Genomic DNA, 16631 nt, shown 5'->3' with positions numbered 1-16631 from the left:
AATCTTATCCTAGTTCTTCTCTCATTAAATCTAATCCCTTACGAATTATGCTTTGGTGAGGTTGTTTCGATACACAAATAAATTCTGTTAACGCGAAGTCTTCTGGTGCTACTTCATAAGCTCCTAATCCTTCCATCTCATCTAAATCTTTATACATACATGCTTTTAATAATTGCATCGGATAAATATCTAAAGGAAATACTTCTTCATATGATCCAGTAACTACAAAAGCTCTATGCTCTCCGTTAGTATTTGTATTTAAATCATATTTCTTCTTTGGATTCAACCAAGAGAAAGTTAATGCTCTAGAAGTAGATATTTTGTTAAAAACAGGTTTATTCCAACCAAAGAACTCATAATCGTCTCCTTCTGGAATTGCTGTAATTTGATTATCATAATACCCTAAGAAACCTTCTTCAGATGCTTGTAAACCACTAAGAACGTTTCCACTTATTACACGTGTATTATCGTTGTTTAAGTTTCCTTTTACAACATCTCCAATTTGAGCTCCTGCATATGCTGTAACATATTTTGGTTCATTTATTTTAGAACCTGTTAATGCAACAGTACGCTTTACGTGAAGTTCACCGGTTAACAATAATTCTCCTATTACCACTAAATCGTGAGCTGCAACAACCCAAACAACTTCTCCTTTGTTGATAGGATCAACCTGAGCTATTTGTGTACTTACATTTCCAACTGGGTGTGGTCCAGAAACATTGTGTAACTCAACATTCTTCATTCCTTTTAAAGGTGAATTTGAAGAACCTACAGACACATGAACTTTTCCTTCAGTCAATTTAGATAATGCAGTTAAAGCAGCTTGTAATTCAGCTTCTTTACCTTGTAAAACATAATCAAAATCTGCAGCTAAAGGAGCACTCGCATGCCCTGAAACAAAAATTGCTTTTGGTGCTTGATTTGGATTTGCTACAACATCGTATGGACGTTGTTTTACAAATGGCCAGCAACCAGAAGCAAATAAATGACTCTTAATTTCTTCAGCCGACATACTTTCTACGTCAACTTTACCGAAATCTTTGTAGTCTTGAGTTTCGCTAGTTGTAATTTTTATCTCTAAAACTTTTCTACGAGCTCCACGAACAATCTCAGTAATTTTACCACTCACAGGACTTGGAAATAAAATACGTTCATCACTCTTATCATAAAATAGAGCTTGACCTGCTTTTACTTCTGTTCCTTCTTTCGCTAAAATCTTTGGGATTACACCGTGAAAATCATCTGGTTTTACTGCAAACACACCACCTATTGGAAGTTCGGTAGTTACTTGTTTTGCTTCACCAACGAGCTTTATATCAAGCCCTTTTTTTATACGGATGTCTTTTGACATAGTAACAATATGATTTGATTTTCTTTAAAACACGCAAATTTACTCATTTTGTAGTTTTTCTGTAAGGATTTGGTTTCTTATCTCGACTTAAGACAACTATTTATATCCATTCTAAATTAAAAGAAACAGAAATAATCTAATTCTGATCTGATTGAATAGCAAAAAGAAAATCCATTTAAAAATTAAATGGATTTTCTTTTTTGAAACGTTAATAATTACTTAGAAACTAATTCCTGTAGAAATTGAGTAATAATAATTTAAACGATTTTCTTCAAACAATAAAAGATTACTATTTACACTCCAAAAAAGATTTAAGTCTTCTTTTAATTTATAATCGATCTTTAAATTAATGTCAGCTTGAGAAAAACCTGATGACAGAAAATTAAAGTTAGAAGCTACCATATTTGACAAAGAAATTTCAGAATCGTTTCTTAACAAAGAGCTTCCTTCCAACACTGATTTATATTTTAAGTTCAAGGAGCATGAAAAAATAGTTTTGTTATTGATCTTATTTAAATAATGAGAATTAACACCAAAACTCAAATAATCGAAATACTGAAAACTTCTGACTAAAAGATAATCTTCATTGTATTGCTGATAATTCACATAAGGAGTAACACTTAATAAACTGTTTCTTTTTTCTTTTAAATAAAGTCCACTTAACTCGTAAGTATTATTTTTTAACAAATAGTTCTCATTTTGAGCTAAAATTTGTAAGCCTATTCCATTTCTTGCTGAAAGAATAGACTCTACACCTACTTTTTCTGAACTTCTGTAACTAAGTTTTACTCCTAAAGTTGAAGAGTTTTCTCTTTTAAATAATTTAAGGAGATGAACATCTAAATTACGATTTGTTAAAACTGATGATTGTGTACTCAACTCCTCTGTAATAAACTTCCCTATTTCTAATTGTTTGTAATCTAGAGTAAACCAGATATCTTGATTTTTGGTTGGAGAAAATTGAAATCCCGCTCCATAACCACTCCCCTCATAAAAAGCATCTAACCTTGATCCTCTTAACAAGCTATTAAAATATCCTAATCCATTTAAATGATATACCACAGGGTTACTTATGATACTAAAAAAACGTAAACTATTCGATTGAGAATACTTTTGATAGTTTGCATAAGCACCTACATAACTACCAATAAAATCATTAAAAGCAATCCCTGCTTTCAATTCTAAATCTGAACTAACATTGCGAACTCTAGGGTCTCTACTTCTACTAGCCAACGTTGCTCTATAACTTAAAAAAGCCCCTAGATTAACTTTACCTAGAGTTTTGGCATAACCTCCAGAAAAATAATATTTTTCATTATTTAAATCGCCACCAACAGTGTCTGCTGTTAAATAAGGATACAATAAGTCGTAATCTATAGATTCATTTAAAACAACATTTCTTTGTTTTAAGTTCTGATAAGATACTTTACCCCAAAGAGTAGTTACACTATCTGTAGGAAAAAAAGATGAAGCCGACAACTGTACATTCTCTTCTTGATTGGGCTTTTGAATCAAATAAGCTTCATCTTTTAATTTTGAATATGTTGCTTTAATTTTCGAGAATTTATATTTTCCAAAAACAGGCATTAACGCAGGGTTTTCGAAAACACTTTTAAAAAACTGCTTCTCGTTATGATCTTGTTTTATTTTAACAAAGATATCTTTATTATCATCTTGTGCATAAATAACCCCACATAACACACACATAAAAACTAAAAGCACTTTTCTCATTCTCATCACTATAATTATTAAAACAACTTACTTTTATTTATTTTAAAGAAAGACTTGCTTCTGGAATAAAATCTACTGCTGAATTATTGGTATCTTGCAATAAACGAACTCCGTCAACCTCTTGTAATACCTTTCTTCTAACTGACTTTCCAAAACGAGTATCGTCTCTATCAACTTTACCACAATATGTATAACTACTATCTAAAGAAGGATCAGTTACAATCCACTGGAACTCCGACTCAACACTTAAATTAACCGCATCTAAAATCCATTCATTAGGTAATTTAAAGCTTGTAGCTGACTCATCAAATGAAAAAGTTCCAAACACTAATGTCCAGTCATAATCATATTTATTAGTAGCATCTGCTAAATAACTATCTGCTGTTACTCCTTCTGGAAATCTAGCAATAGCATAACCATCAAATCCTCTACCATGAGGAAAAATATTTTCTACTAAATTAGTCGCATTTGTAACAGTTGGGCTATCTACATCTCCAAAACCATCATTAAATATTTCAAAATTAGCCGTACTTAAATCAATAGAATTTGCATTAAGCTCTACATGGTTTATTCCATCCATTGCAACAATTAAAGATTTCCCTGCTTCAATTGGATATTCAGTTCCTGAACCTGGCAATTGCACCATTGAACCTACTGTATAAGCTTCAGGCATTACATTTGGAGAATAATCTTGTTTATCAACAGTTAAAAACCTTGACTGAACAAGCAATAAACCATCAGCATATAACACTTCATCAGTATTATTATATAACTTAAAATACTTATCACCTCCATAAGAACTTCCATCTGGAGCTAAAGAACCTGTAAAGAAAATCTCTTCAATAATAAAATCTTTACTAAATGATTTTAATGACAGCTGAACATCTTCAGTTTGCTCATCTTCTATAAAATTTAATTCACTTACAAAAGCTCCAATATTTCCTTCTTGCTCTTCACCATTTAGGCTATACTTCACTCCTCCATTTATAGAAACCTCATAACTTCCTTGATTTAATGTCAACTCAACAACATTATTATCTATTCTTTTACTTGTTGTTGTTTTAGTATTTAATTCTGTGAAAGTAATAATAGCACCTTCAAAAGATGTAATATCTACCGATTCTGATGGATTTAACAAATTAATAGTTGCATTTGTTTGCTTTGCTACAACTATAGGATCTTCGCTACACGCAGTAAAAAAAACAACTGCTAAAGCCAACATTAAAAAATGTTTGATATACTTCATTATGATTGATTATTTATATAATTATGTTTAAAATTTGACGTTCATTTCCATTCCGAAATAAGGATCTACAAATTGTCTTTGACCTGCTAATTCATCATCTATATCATTTATTTCAAAATAATTAAAGAGATTATTCATATACATGGATACTGTGAAATTTTTGTAGAATTTTTTGGATATTTTTAAATGTGCACTTAACGCTAAAGGAGTTCTTCTAAGATTATTATTACTGCCTGTAGCAGCTCTTATTAATGACTGCAATATTGGATCATTCGCTTCAACATCGGTATAAGGAAAAACCTCACCTGCTTCATTTATATACTGAAAAGGGACTCTACTTTTATCTGATGATAGCGAAGTTGCATACCAATTAACATCTGTTCTAAAAGAAGTTGTTAATCCTAATTTTTGAAAGTACGTATCCGCAGTAATACTTGTTTGTAATGCTTCTTTTAAGAATGAATCATCATCTTGATACACTCCAATATTAGAATGGAAGACACCATTAATAGTTCTATTTTCTGCAAAGGCTAAAAACGGTAAAGAATTAGTGTATTCAGTTTTAAACCAAGCTCCAGTTATCGTAAAACGAGTATTGATTCCTTTGAATCGTTTTCCTGTGTACTGAAATTCTATTCCTCTTTTATAAATAGCACTTCCATTACTCTCTTGTGCTGTTAAAATTTGTGCATCAACTTCAGTGAAAGGTAAATTTTCAACAGCAGGTGCCTCTGTTATTATATTTGGATCTAAACCAGATGTATCGTATACTTTGTAAGTTGCATTATGCTTTTGAGAAACGTTTCTGAAACCAGACGACATTTTCTCATCAAAATAGGTGACATACAAAGAATGATAATCATAATTCAACCCTAAACGGATCTCTTTTTTTGTGTTTAAAGCTGGTTTTATTCTATAATTAACTTGTGGAAAAATATAGGTTTGGTAATGAACTCTTCTAAATTCTTCATTTGGATGAAAATAATTCAACTGTTCAAAATCTACTACTCTATCTTGCGGAAACAACATATTTTGTGTTGGTAACTTATGCTGCTTACCATAACCTGCTGTAATATTAACAGCTAATGCTCTTCCTTTAGAAAAATTTATTTTGGGCAAATCTACTTTTAAATTCAATCTAGGATTTACAAACAACTTTCCGTTAATCTCATAATTATCATCCAATCCGACTATTGAATTTCCTCTAACTCCTGCTCTTAATGTAAAAATGGTTTTATTTAAACTCCAACTCATTATATCTTCAACATAAAAAGCCACATTTTGCATTGCAGGAATATCTTTAAAAGCCCTTGGTCTAGCTAAAATAAATCCTGTTGAGGTTGGAGGCCTAGTTATGTCATAAATCTGACCTAATCCATTATTTTTTGAATATGAATAATTAAAACCAGCTGATAATTTGTTTTTTACTGAAAACGTATTGAACTCAAATACACTTGATAAATCAGAAAAAATATCTAAAGGTTTTCCGTCAATAATTATATGAGACAGATAACTTGGCTCTAAAAAGATTCCATATCCTTCACCTTCTTCTGTATTTACAGATAGTGAAGTAGCACTTGTTAATTGACGCCATCTTGTTTGCTCTATTCTATCATTTGATGAATTAACATTTACCTTAAAATTCAGATTTCTTAAAAACCCTTCAGAAAAATCCATGTTCAACTCATTTGATAAGCGAACATTACTATAAGAAGATTTGTATTTATCCAGATTTTCAATACCAATATCAGGGTCTGTTTCTTCACCATCAACTGTACCAGTATAGTCAATGTTTAAATTCCACGTTAACGGGTGAACTGTTTCAAATGTTTTTTGCAAACGTACAGAGGCTGTAATTCTTTCGTAATTTTCTAATTCGTTTCGAGGATCTGATTTTGCATCTAAATAACCAAGATTAAAATTGAAACCAAGATTAGATTTATCAAAATAATATCCTTTACCTAAATAAAACAACTTACTAAATCCGTCTGATTTAACCCTAGCATTCCACCTAGTTTCTCCGTTTTTTCTTTTTATCCTTATTAAACCACTACTTAAATCACCATACTTAGCTGAAGCAACTCCTCTAACAACTTCAACTGTTTCAATATCATCAGTTGAGATTGCTCGCATATCTACTCCTGTACGAACTGTTCTTCTACTTTGATCTACTTGACCTCCAATTGGATTAATTGCAAAACTAGAACCAATAGTTTGTTGCAAGTTTGCATTCGTATTTATAGGCATACCATCCACTAAAAAAGAAATCCCTAACGAAGATGTTGTATAATTTCCATCTGGATCTCCAACTCCCGTTTCTCTCAACAACAAATTATTGGCAGAAGTAAGTACTGGAGCACCAACATTATTACCTGGCAACAAACTCATTAAATCAGAAAAACTTGAAGGCTGTAAATGAGACATTGCTCTTTTATCAATAACTGAAGTAGATGTAATATTATCTGACTCTTTAGCCGTAACAACTACTTCTTGCAATAATTCTTTATTATCATTTAACTCTACAGAAAAAACCAAATCTTTATCTACAACTAACTTTTTACTGAAAGTTTCATATGCGATATGATTTACAGAAAGTTGGTAAGTTCCTTTTTTTACAACAAATGAAACCCCTCCGTTTTGACCTGTTAATTTTGGCTTTGAATTCAATAATACATAAGCATCTTTTACAGGACTATGTAATGAATCTTTTACATGAATTTTAATATTGACTTGTGCCGATATACTCACAAAAATCATCACACTAAATAGAAAAAAGTAATATCTCATTTGCCTAACAGCATTTCATTTTAGCGGGCTAATATATAGTTATTCTTAATTAATCTAAATAACATATGTTCAGATTTGGTTTTATTTTTGATAGGTTTTATCTAAAAAGAAATGAGCATATTTGTAATGTTTATTTAAAACTTAGGCTAAAAACTAAATAATGATATACGATTTAATCAGAAAGACATCATATATATTTTCATTGATATTCGCTTTGCAAACAAGCAGTCAAACTATTAAAAGTATTCAACTGAGACCATTACATGGAAATGCAAGACAAGCTTTTGTTCCATTAGGTTCGGTTTTAGAACTTTCTTTTGATGATTTAGAGGCTGATAACAAGGAATATCAATACAAAATTGAACATATGACCTATGATTGGAAACCAAGCAATTTACAAGTAAATCAATACATAGATGGTTTTGATCAAAATTATATTATTGATGTAAGTAATTCTTTTAATACACTTCAAAATTACACACATTACAGCGTTAAAATTCCGAATCAAAATACAACAGTAACCAAAAGTGGTAATTATATTGTTTCTGTTTTAAACGATGATGATGAAGTTATTTTTACAAGAAGATGTGTTTTTTATGAAAACATAACAACTGTTGGTGTAAATGTTATTAGGAGTAGAAATACCGAATTTTTAAATCAGCAACAAACTGTACAATTTATAATAGATCATAGAGGACTTCAAATAAACAACCCTGCTCAAGAAATAAAAGTTCATTTATTACAAAATAACAACTGGAATACTACACTAAGCAACCTTACACCTCAATTTATTAACAATAACAGACTTATTTACAACTACACCAATAAAACCAACTTTTGGGGAGGTAATGAGTTTTTAAATTTTGATAATAAACAAATAAGAAATACGAATGTGAATATTGCCAAAACCGAGCGCCAAGACATTTTCCTTAATTATTTATATACAGATATAGAGCGTAGAAAAAAACCTTATACTTATAACCCTGATATTAATGGCGATTTTACTATAAGAACTTTAGATGGTGAAGATGATGATTCTGAAGCCGATTATGCTTTAATGCATTTTACTTTAGAAACTGATGAACTTTACAACAACAAAGACATTTATGTTTATGGAAGCTTCAATAATTATGCTTTTGATAATGAAAACAAAATGACTTATAACGAAGAATCTAATCTTTATGAGGCTTCTATTTTTCTAAAACAAGGCTTTTATAATTACACATACGCCACTAAAGACGCTAATGATCAGTTCAATTTAAATGAAATTAACGGAACTTTTTTTGAAACTGAGAATGAATACACTGTAATTGTTTATTACAAACCTTTTGGAGGTTTGTTTGATAGAGTTATAGGTATTGGAAATGGATTTTTTGATCAGAATAGATAATTTTTTAACGAACAATACAACGTTGTTATCTTTTTTTTATAAATTTAATTTATGGTTGAGCAAGTAACAAAGGGAATTAAAATTACTGTAAAAACTACATATAACGGTACCATGTACAGAGGCTACATGCAATACTACGCCTTCAGTTACTTTATTTCTATTAAAAACTTTTCAGAAAAAACAGTTCAATTAACAGATCGTTTTTGGACTATTTTAGACGCATTAAATGACACTGAATATGTAGAGGGAAAAGGCGTTGTAGGACAAACTCCTGTTTTAAAACCTCAAGAAGAATATAATTACACTTCTAATTGTTTTTTATTGTCATCTACAGGTGCTATGAAAGGAAAATATCGAATGGTTGATATAGAAAACAATCAATCATTTTTTGCCACTATACCAACTTTTCAACTAAATACTACTCCATCACTAAACTAATGATTAAGAGAAAAAAGCAACCAAAAATTAAAGAAATTGCGTGTTTAAACTGTGGACATCCTTTTACAGGAAATGAAGTTTTTTGTCCAAACTGTGGACAGAAAGCAAATAATAAAAAAATTACATTTAGCACCTTTATCAGAGAAGTATTCGCTAGTTTTTTTTCTTGGGATGCTAAATTTTGGAGAACCATTTTTCCTTTACTCTTTAAACCTGGGAAGGTCTCTAAAGATTATATTGAAGGTAAAAGAGCTAGGTATACAAATCCATTTCGCTTTTACATTACCATGTCTATTCTTTTCTTTTTAGTGGTTGGTATTTTAAAGACTCATAAAAAATATAAAGAATTAAACGAAACTAAAGTCGCTGTAAAAAAAGAAAATAGTGAGAAAGATATCAGAGATGCTATTTTTACCGAACTGGAAAAAGCTCAAAAGAAAACAGATTCTTTACAGCAGTTAATAAAAAATGATTCGATAACAAGAGTACAAGATTCTATTGCACTAAATAAAGAATTAAAAAGCTTTAAACTAACATTTGCAGACAATGACAACATTAATTCTTTTATAAAATTTCAAAGAGAGCATCCAAGAATGTCTACAGATGAAGCCTTAGAAAAATTAAATTTTGAGAAAAGCTTTTCAAACCGATTTTGGTATTCTAGAGCTGGAGTAATCAATAGTTTTTTTGATAAAAATGGTGAACAAGAAAAATTCAACGATCATCTTATCTCTTATATTTCAATAGCTTTACTTATCCTTTTACCTATATTAGCTTTATTTCTGAAATTACTCTATGTAAGAAGAGGCTATACATATGTGGAACATTTGGTATTTACATTTCATATTCAAACCGTATGCTTTATTATTTTAACAGCATTATTGTTTGTCCGATTTTTTACCACATTTAAAACAGTAAGTATTTTACAAACCTTTTCTATTTCTTTTCTTATCTATTTGTTCATCGCTATGAAAAGGTTTTACAAACAAAAATGGTTTAAAACACTTGTAAAGTTTTTTACAATTAATTTTATATTTTCAATTTTAATGGTATTCACAATCATTATAATTTCTATAGTTGGGTTAGCAATGTATTAATGATTGTTTTAAACTTTACATTTTAGATCTCTGAGCTGGATAATTATCTACGCTTTGAATTTTGTGTTGTGTTTAAAAGTCTAAATATTCCATTGAAACTTTTTCTTTTTTCTTTACAACAGAAGTAATACTAACAGTTTCTACACGCTCTCTTTTCATCTTTAAAGAAGTATCAGTTGTTCCAATAGTATCATCAGAATGAAAAGCTACAATATCTTGTTGTAAAAATTCTTCTCTATCCAACAACCAATCAGAAAACCAATTACTTCTTAATTGCTTCATTTCTTCTGTATACAAGGTACTACTAGACCAAATATGCGGTTTGTTTTCTAATTCTTGAAATCTTTTTTCAATTCCTGTCCAAACCAATTCATACACTTTTAATTGATCCTCCCAATCGACCAATACAATTGTAAAAGGCTCAATATTATTTAAATCTATTTCTTTTGCATAAGCTACTACTCCACCTACTTTTAAAAACTGCTTAACTATCACTCCTCTACTTAAACGATAACTTTTGGCTCTAACATGATTTTTTAACCCTCCATTCAACAAACAAATCAAACGCTTTTTTTCACTCAAGCCAATCCAAGTTCCGCCAGCAACTTCATCTTTTGGATAAGTTAATAACACACCTTCATCGTTATATTCTTGTGGTGCTAAAGTTTTTCTTTTAGGATTTTCATCTCTATTAGAAGTAAGTATAAAATCAGCATCTCCAAGAGGTAAATAACTTACTGTACACATGTATTTTTGTTTAGATTTATAATTATACAATCATAATAGTTGTAAGTCAATAACAAACTTTACAAAAACCGTCTTAAAATTGTACATTTGTAAAACCAAAATTATCAATAAAAAATAAACAGACAACCATGGGAAAAGGATTTTTCAATGTACCTGTAGCAATAAATGAACCAGTAAAAGGGTATGCTCCTGGGTCTCAAGAAAGAGAAGATGTTTCTAAACAATATAAAGCTTATTTTAACGGATCTGTAGATGTACCTATGTACATTGGAAACGAAGAAATAAGAACAGGAAACACTAAAAACATGACTCCTCCTCACGATCATCAACATGTTGTTGGTACTTATCATGTTGGAGACAAAGGTCATGCTCAAAAAGCTATTGATGCTGCTTTAGAAGCTCGCAAAGATTGGGCACAAATGCCATGGGAACAACGTGCAGCTATCTTTTTAAAAGCTGCTGAATTAATTGCTGGTCCTTATAGAGCTAGAATTAATGCTGCAACAATGATTGCACAATCTAAAACTATACACCAAGCAGAAATTGATGCTGCTTGTGAATTAATTGACTTTTTACGTTTTAACGTAGAATATATGTCTGATATTTATAACGAACAACCTAATTCTGATGATGGAATTTGGAATCGTGTTGAGTACAGACCATTAGAAGGATTTGTATATGCTATTACTCCTTTTAACTTTACTGCAATTGCAGCTAATTTACCTGCATCTGCAGCTATGATGGGTAACACTGTTGTATGGAAACCTTCTGATAGTCAAATTTTTTCTGCTCAAGTAATTATTGACGTGTTTAAAGAAGCTGGTGTTCCTGACGGAGTAATTAACGTTATTTATGGTGATCCAGTTGAGATTACTGACGTAGTTTTATCTTCTCCAGATTTTGCTGGTTTACACTTTACAGGATCTACTTTTGTATTTAAAGAGTTATGGAAGAAGATTGGTGAAAACATTCACACTTACAAAACATACCCAAGAATCGTAGGAGAAACTGGTGGTAAAGACTTTATTGTAGCGCATCCATCTGCAAATCCTAAGCAAGTTGCAACAGGAATTTCTCGTGGAGCTTTTGAATTCCAAGGACAAAAATGTTCTGCTGCTTCAAGAGTATATTTACCTAAATCAATTGCAAACGACGTTTTAGAGTTTGTTAAAGAAGATGTTGCTTCTTTCAAAATGGGATCTCCTGAAGATATGAGCAACTTTATAACTGCTGTTATTCACGAAGGTTCTTTTGATAAGTTAGCTAAATATATAGATGCTGCAAAAAGTGACGCTGATGCTGAAATTATTGCTGGTGGTAACTATGACAAATCAAAAGGTTACTTTATTGAGCCTACTGTAATTTTAACAACAAATCCTAAATATACAACTATGGAAACTGAATTATTTGGTCCTGTGGTTACTATTTATGTTTATGAAGATAAAGATTGGGCTGAAACATTACAGTTAGTTGATGGTACTTCTGAGTATGCATTAACAGGTGCTATTTTCTCTACTGATAGATATGCTATAGCAGAAGCTACAAAAGCTTTAGAAAACTGTGCAGGTAATTTCTACATTAACGATAAGCCAACAGGAGCTGTTGTAGGTCAACAACCTTTTGGTGGTGCTAGAGCTTCAGGAACAAATGACAAAGCAGGTTCTGCTCAAAACTTATTACGTTGGGTATCTCCAAGATTAATAAAAGAAACTTTTGTTTCTCCAGTAGATTATCGTTATCCATTTTTAGGATAGGATAATTTTTACAGAGTCTTATAAAATTTTAAAGAGCAATCTCATTGGAGGTTGCTCTTTTATTTTTATTAGTTTTGCTTAAAAACAAGCAAATTATTATTTGCTATGATTAAATTTTAAATTATGGAAAAAGTCGGAATTGCTACTTTAACATTAATCATCACTAATACAATCTTCACTTATAAAGGCTTAAAGGAAAGAAACTTTTTAAATACCTTTTCTTTCAGAGTAAATGAAATTCTAAATAAAAAAGACTATAAGAGATTAATTACCTCTGGCTTTTTACACATTAACTGGATACATTTTTCTTTTAATATTGTAACATTATATCTATTTAGCTACAATCTAGAAAACTATTTAGGCCCTGTTCTTTTTTCACTATTATACTTTACAAGCTTAATTGGAGGTAACATTTTTGCTCTTTTTATTCATAAAAATCATCCAGACTATAGTGCTGTAGGAGCTTCTGGAGCTGTAAGCGGACTAGTTTTTGCTGCTATTGGATTATTCCCCAAAATTGAAGTTGGTTTTATATTTCTTCCTATTCAAATACCAGGTTGGTTATACGGAATTATCTTTGTTTTATACTCTATCTATGGCATCAAGAATCAAAAAGATAATATTGGACACGAAGCACATTTAGGAGGAGGAATTTTTGGATTACTATTTGCCATTTTATTACAGCCATCCATTTTAGTTACGAATTATTTCCCCATAGCTCTTATTGTTATTCCTTCTAGTATTTTTCTATATTTAATAATTACAAAACCTAGTTTTCTTATCGTTTCTAACCTTTTTACAAAATCCAAAGGATATGTAACTATTGACGATAAATACAATGAAGATAAAGTAAACAAAGAAAATGAACTCAATAAAATATTAGATAAAATCAACAAAAAAGGATACGATAGTTTATCGAAAAAAGACAAACGTAAACTAGATGAATTATCCAATAAATCAAATTCATAAAAAAAGCTGTTTTAATGATCATTAAAACAGCTTTTTTTTATCGTTTTTAGCTTTTACTAGCTTACAACTTCTTTAATACGCTTTACCGCTTCTCTTAGTTGTAATTCTGAAGCCGCATATGACATACGAATACAGTTAGGTGCTCCAAATGCATCTCCTGTTACAGTAGCAACATTTGCTTCTTCTAATAACAACATAGAAAAGTCGCTAGCATTCTTAATCTCTTTATTACGGATGGTTTTTCCGAAGAATGCAGAAATATCTGGAAAAATATAAAAAGCTCCATTTGGCACATTTAATTTAAATCCATCTATCTTACCTAATAAATCTAATACAATATCTCTTCTCGATCTAAACTCATCAACCATATATTGTACTTTTGAAGGATCAGCAGAAACCGCTGTAATTGCAGCACGCTGAGCAATACAATTAGTTCCAGAAGTAATTTGACCTTGCATTTTTGTACATGCTTTAGCAATCCATTCTGGCGCTCCTATAAAACCAATTCTCCAACCTGTCATAGCAAAAGCTTTTGCTAATCCGTTAACAGTAATTGTTCTATCAAACATACTCTCAATAGCTGCAAAACTAAAAGGCTTTGCTCCATAATTAATATGCTCATAAATTTCATCAGAAAGAATATAAATATCTGGATACTTTTCTAAAACCTTTGCCAATGCTCTATACTCTTCCTCTGTGTAAATTGTTCCACTAGGGTTATTTGGAGAGTTAAAGAATATCATCTTAGTTTTAGGAGTAATTGATTCCTCTAATTGCGCTGGAGTAATTTTAAAATCATTATCAATAGAAGAAGGAATCTCTACAAACTTAGCCTCACATAAAGTAGCTATTGCAGAATAGCTTACCCAATATGGAGCAGGTAATAAAACCTCATCTCCAGGGTTTAATAAAACCTGAGCTACATTTGCTATTGACTGTTTTGCTCCTGTAGAAACTACAATTTGACTAGGCGTATACGTTAAATTATTATCTCTCTTAAATTTAGTGCAAATAGCTTCTTTTAACTCTACATACCCATCAACAGGTGTATATGAATTAAAATTTTGATTAATTGCTTCTACTGCTGAATCTTTAATAAAATCAGGAGTATTAAAGTCTGGCTCTCCCAAACTTAAACTAATAATATCTTTTCCTTGATTCTTTAATTCTCTTGCTTTAGCTGCCATTGCTAAAGTTTGCGATACAGGTAAACTTTTAATCCTGTTAGATAATGCTTCTGACATTGTTTTGTTAAATTATGCTAGTTGTGGTTTTTTTCCAAGTTCTGCAATATGCTTTAAATGCTCAATTATTGCTCTTCTTGTTGTCTTATATTCGTGATAAGGTAAATTAAATTCTAACGCTGTTTCTTTAACTATTTTTGCTATTTTATCATAATGAATATGTGATATATTCGGAAAAATATGATGTTCTACTTGGTGATTTAATCCACCTGTATAAAAATTGATAAACCAGTTTTTTGGCGCAAAATTAGTAGTGGTATACAATTGATGAATTGCCCATGTATTTTTCATATTTCCAGACTCATCAGGTAAAGGCATCTCTGTTTTAGGTACTATATGTGCTAATTGGAATACAAAACTTAATATAATACCAGCTGTATAATGCATTACAAAAAAACCAATAAGAACTTTCCACCAAGCAATATTTAAAATCATAATTGGCAATACAACCCATAGTGCATAATATGCTACCTTAGAAACAATTAATTTTGTCCACTCTACTTTTGGATTCGGAAATTTACCATACGAAAGCTTTCTTTTCAAATAACGATGCATTTGTTTAAAATCTGTGGTAATTGCCCAGTTAATAGTTAAAAGTCCATATAATATTGGTGAATAATATTTTTGATATTTGTGAATTGGTAACCATTTCGCATGCTTTGAAAATCGAATAATTCTACCTGCATCAATATCTTCATCATGATCTTGAATATTTGTATACGTATGGTGCAATACATTATGCTGAACTTTCCAGTTATAAACATTACCAGCAAGTATATACATACTACTTCCCATCAAATTATTCACCCACTTTTTACTAGAAAAAGACTCGTGATTACTGTCATGCATTACATTCATTCCAACTCCTGCCATTCCTATTCCAATTACCACTGTCAATAATAACTGTAGCCATTGAGGCATATCCACTGTTAAAATCACTACGAAAGGAGCTAAAAATAAAGCAAACATAATGATTGCCTTGATGTACAGTTTCCAGTTACCTGTACGTTTTATATTGTTTTCTTTAAAGTAGTTATTAACTCTTTTGTTTAAAGTTCTAAAGAATTTTGCTTTATCTACTCTTGAGAATTTAATTGTTTTCATGCTTTAATTTAAAGAGGTAAAAATAAGTGTTTTTGAATTATATTGTAACCCTAACGATTGTTTTTAACGATAATTATTAAAATGTTATAATTCTACTACTAATAATTGTTAGTATTTTTGCAAATGCAATAGAGGTTATATGGAGATAATAAAAAAATATTTTTCTGATTTAAGTGATGATCAACTACATAAGTTTTCACTTTTACAAGAACTTTACGAAGACTGGAATTTAAAGATAAACGTGGTATCTAGAAAAGACATAGATGAACTTTACTTAAGACACGTTTTACATTCATTAGGAATCGCAAAAGTAATGCGTTTCAATCCGGGAACTTCTGTAATGGATGTAGGAACTGGCGGTGGTTTCCCTGGAATTCCATTAGCAATTTTATTTCCTGAAACAAAGTTTCATTTAGTAGATTCTATTGGAAAAAAAATAAAAGTAGTAAATGAAGTTGTAGAAGGTTTAGGATTAGAAAATGTAAAAACCACTCATGGAAGAGTTGAGGAAGTTGATGAAACTTATGACTTTATTGTGAGTAGAGCTGTTGCTCAAATGGAAACTTTTCACAGATGGATAAAAAACAAAGTTCAAAAGAAACAAAATCATGAACTTAAAAATGGTATTCTATATTTAAAAGGTGGTGATTTAACTGAAGAACTTGCTAAATTTCCAAGTGCCACTATTTATGACTTACCAAAATATTTTGAAGAAGACTTTTTTGAAACAAAAAAGGTAGTGCATTTGCCTATAAAATATAAAGGATAATAAA

13 protein-coding genes are annotated in these 16631 nt (G+C 30.5%); 6 read left to right on the top strand and 7 right to left on the bottom strand.

What is annotated here, in order from left to right; translation table 11 throughout:
* Nucleotides 1–4: 4 nt before the first annotated feature.
* From EYW44_RS02965 to EYW44_RS02950, 4 genes are all read right to left on the bottom strand, one after another.
* A complete protein-coding gene (locus tag EYW44_RS02965) occupies nucleotides 5–1351 on the bottom strand; it encodes a Na(+)-translocating NADH-quinone reductase subunit A (protein ID WP_132722174.1) in 1347 nt (448 codons plus the stop codon).
* Between the two features lie 219 nt (nucleotides 1352–1570).
* Entirely contained in the window at nucleotides 1571–3088 is a 1518-nt protein-coding gene (locus tag EYW44_RS02960; RefSeq protein ID WP_132722173.1) for a DUF6850 family outer membrane beta-barrel protein, read from the bottom strand.
* Between the two features lie 31 nt (nucleotides 3089–3119).
* Complete coding sequence (locus EYW44_RS02955; RefSeq protein ID WP_132722172.1) at nucleotides 3120–4328, bottom strand: DUF4876 domain-containing protein; 1209 nt, start codon at nucleotides 4326–4328, stop codon at nucleotides 3120–3122.
* A 27-nt stretch (nucleotides 4329–4355) separates the two neighbouring features.
* Nucleotides 4356–7115 (bottom strand): TonB-dependent receptor, encoded by a 2760-nt coding sequence (locus EYW44_RS02950; protein WP_132722171.1) that lies wholly within the window; start codon nucleotides 7113–7115, stop codon nucleotides 4356–4358.
* 160 nt (nucleotides 7116–7275) lie between these two features.
* Here EYW44_RS02950 and EYW44_RS02945 point away from each other — a divergent pair, with 160 nt between their 5' ends.
* Genes EYW44_RS02945 through EYW44_RS02935 form a run of 3 tightly spaced genes read left to right on the top strand, consistent with a single transcriptional unit; the run spans nucleotide 7276 to nucleotide 10040 of the window.
* A complete protein-coding gene (locus EYW44_RS02945) occupies nucleotides 7276–8505 on the top strand; it encodes a DUF5103 domain-containing protein (RefSeq protein WP_132722170.1) in 1230 nt (409 codons plus the stop codon).
* A 51-nt stretch (nucleotides 8506–8556) separates the two neighbouring features.
* Nucleotides 8557–8943 carry a Co2+/Mg2+ efflux protein ApaG gene (apaG, locus tag EYW44_RS02940; RefSeq protein ID WP_132722169.1) on the top strand — a complete coding sequence of 129 codons (387 nt, stop codon included), beginning with the start codon at nucleotides 8557–8559 and terminating at the stop codon, nucleotides 8941–8943.
* Complete coding sequence (locus EYW44_RS02935; protein ID WP_132722168.1) at nucleotides 8943–10040, top strand: DUF3667 domain-containing protein; 1098 nt, start codon at nucleotides 8943–8945, stop codon at nucleotides 10038–10040. The genes apaG and EYW44_RS02935 overlap by 1 nt, the downstream gene beginning before the upstream one ends.
* Before the next feature lie 72 nt (nucleotides 10041–10112).
* Here the strand turns inward: EYW44_RS02935 and EYW44_RS02930 are convergent, their stop codons facing one another.
* Nucleotides 10113–10787 carry an NRDE family protein gene (locus tag EYW44_RS02930; protein ID WP_132722167.1) on the bottom strand — a complete coding sequence of 225 codons (675 nt, stop codon included), beginning with the start codon at nucleotides 10785–10787 and terminating at the stop codon, nucleotides 10113–10115.
* A gap of 128 nt (nucleotides 10788–10915) precedes the next feature.
* Here EYW44_RS02930 and pruA point away from each other — a divergent pair, with 128 nt between their 5' ends.
* Nucleotides 10916–12541, top strand: a complete 1626-nt coding sequence (gene pruA, locus EYW44_RS02925; RefSeq protein WP_132722166.1) for an L-glutamate gamma-semialdehyde dehydrogenase — start codon at nucleotides 10916–10918, stop codon at nucleotides 12539–12541.
* Nucleotides 12542–12664: 123 nt separating this feature from the next.
* Complete coding sequence (locus EYW44_RS02920) at nucleotides 12665–13510, top strand: rhomboid family intramembrane serine protease (protein ID WP_132722165.1); 846 nt, start codon at nucleotides 12665–12667, stop codon at nucleotides 13508–13510.
* A 56-nt stretch (nucleotides 13511–13566) separates the two neighbouring features.
* Here the strand turns inward: EYW44_RS02920 and EYW44_RS02915 are convergent, their stop codons facing one another.
* Complete coding sequence (locus EYW44_RS02915; RefSeq protein WP_207893737.1) at nucleotides 13567–14754, bottom strand: pyridoxal phosphate-dependent aminotransferase; 1188 nt, start codon at nucleotides 14752–14754, stop codon at nucleotides 13567–13569.
* A gap of 12 nt (nucleotides 14755–14766) precedes the next feature.
* The gene (locus EYW44_RS02910) at nucleotides 14767–15858 is read right to left on the bottom strand and encodes a fatty acid desaturase family protein (RefSeq protein ID WP_132722164.1); all 1092 of its coding nucleotides are present in this window, start codon (nucleotides 15856–15858) and stop codon (nucleotides 14767–14769) included.
* A 139-nt stretch (nucleotides 15859–15997) separates the two neighbouring features.
* On the opposite strand from EYW44_RS02910, the gene rsmG reads away from it, so the two are divergent.
* The gene (gene rsmG / locus EYW44_RS02905) at nucleotides 15998–16627 is read left to right on the top strand and encodes a 16S rRNA (guanine(527)-N(7))-methyltransferase RsmG (RefSeq protein ID WP_132722163.1); all 630 of its coding nucleotides are present in this window, start codon (nucleotides 15998–16000) and stop codon (nucleotides 16625–16627) included.
* The last annotated feature ends 4 nt before the right edge of the window (nucleotides 16628–16631 follow it).

It is taken from the genome of Tenacibaculum sp. M341, assembly GCF_004337695.1.
Lineage (GTDB): Bacteria > Bacteroidota > Bacteroidia > Flavobacteriales > Flavobacteriaceae > Polaribacter.
Note: the sequence above shows the minus strand (reverse complement) of the source record. Positions and strands in the feature narration are given on the sequence as shown.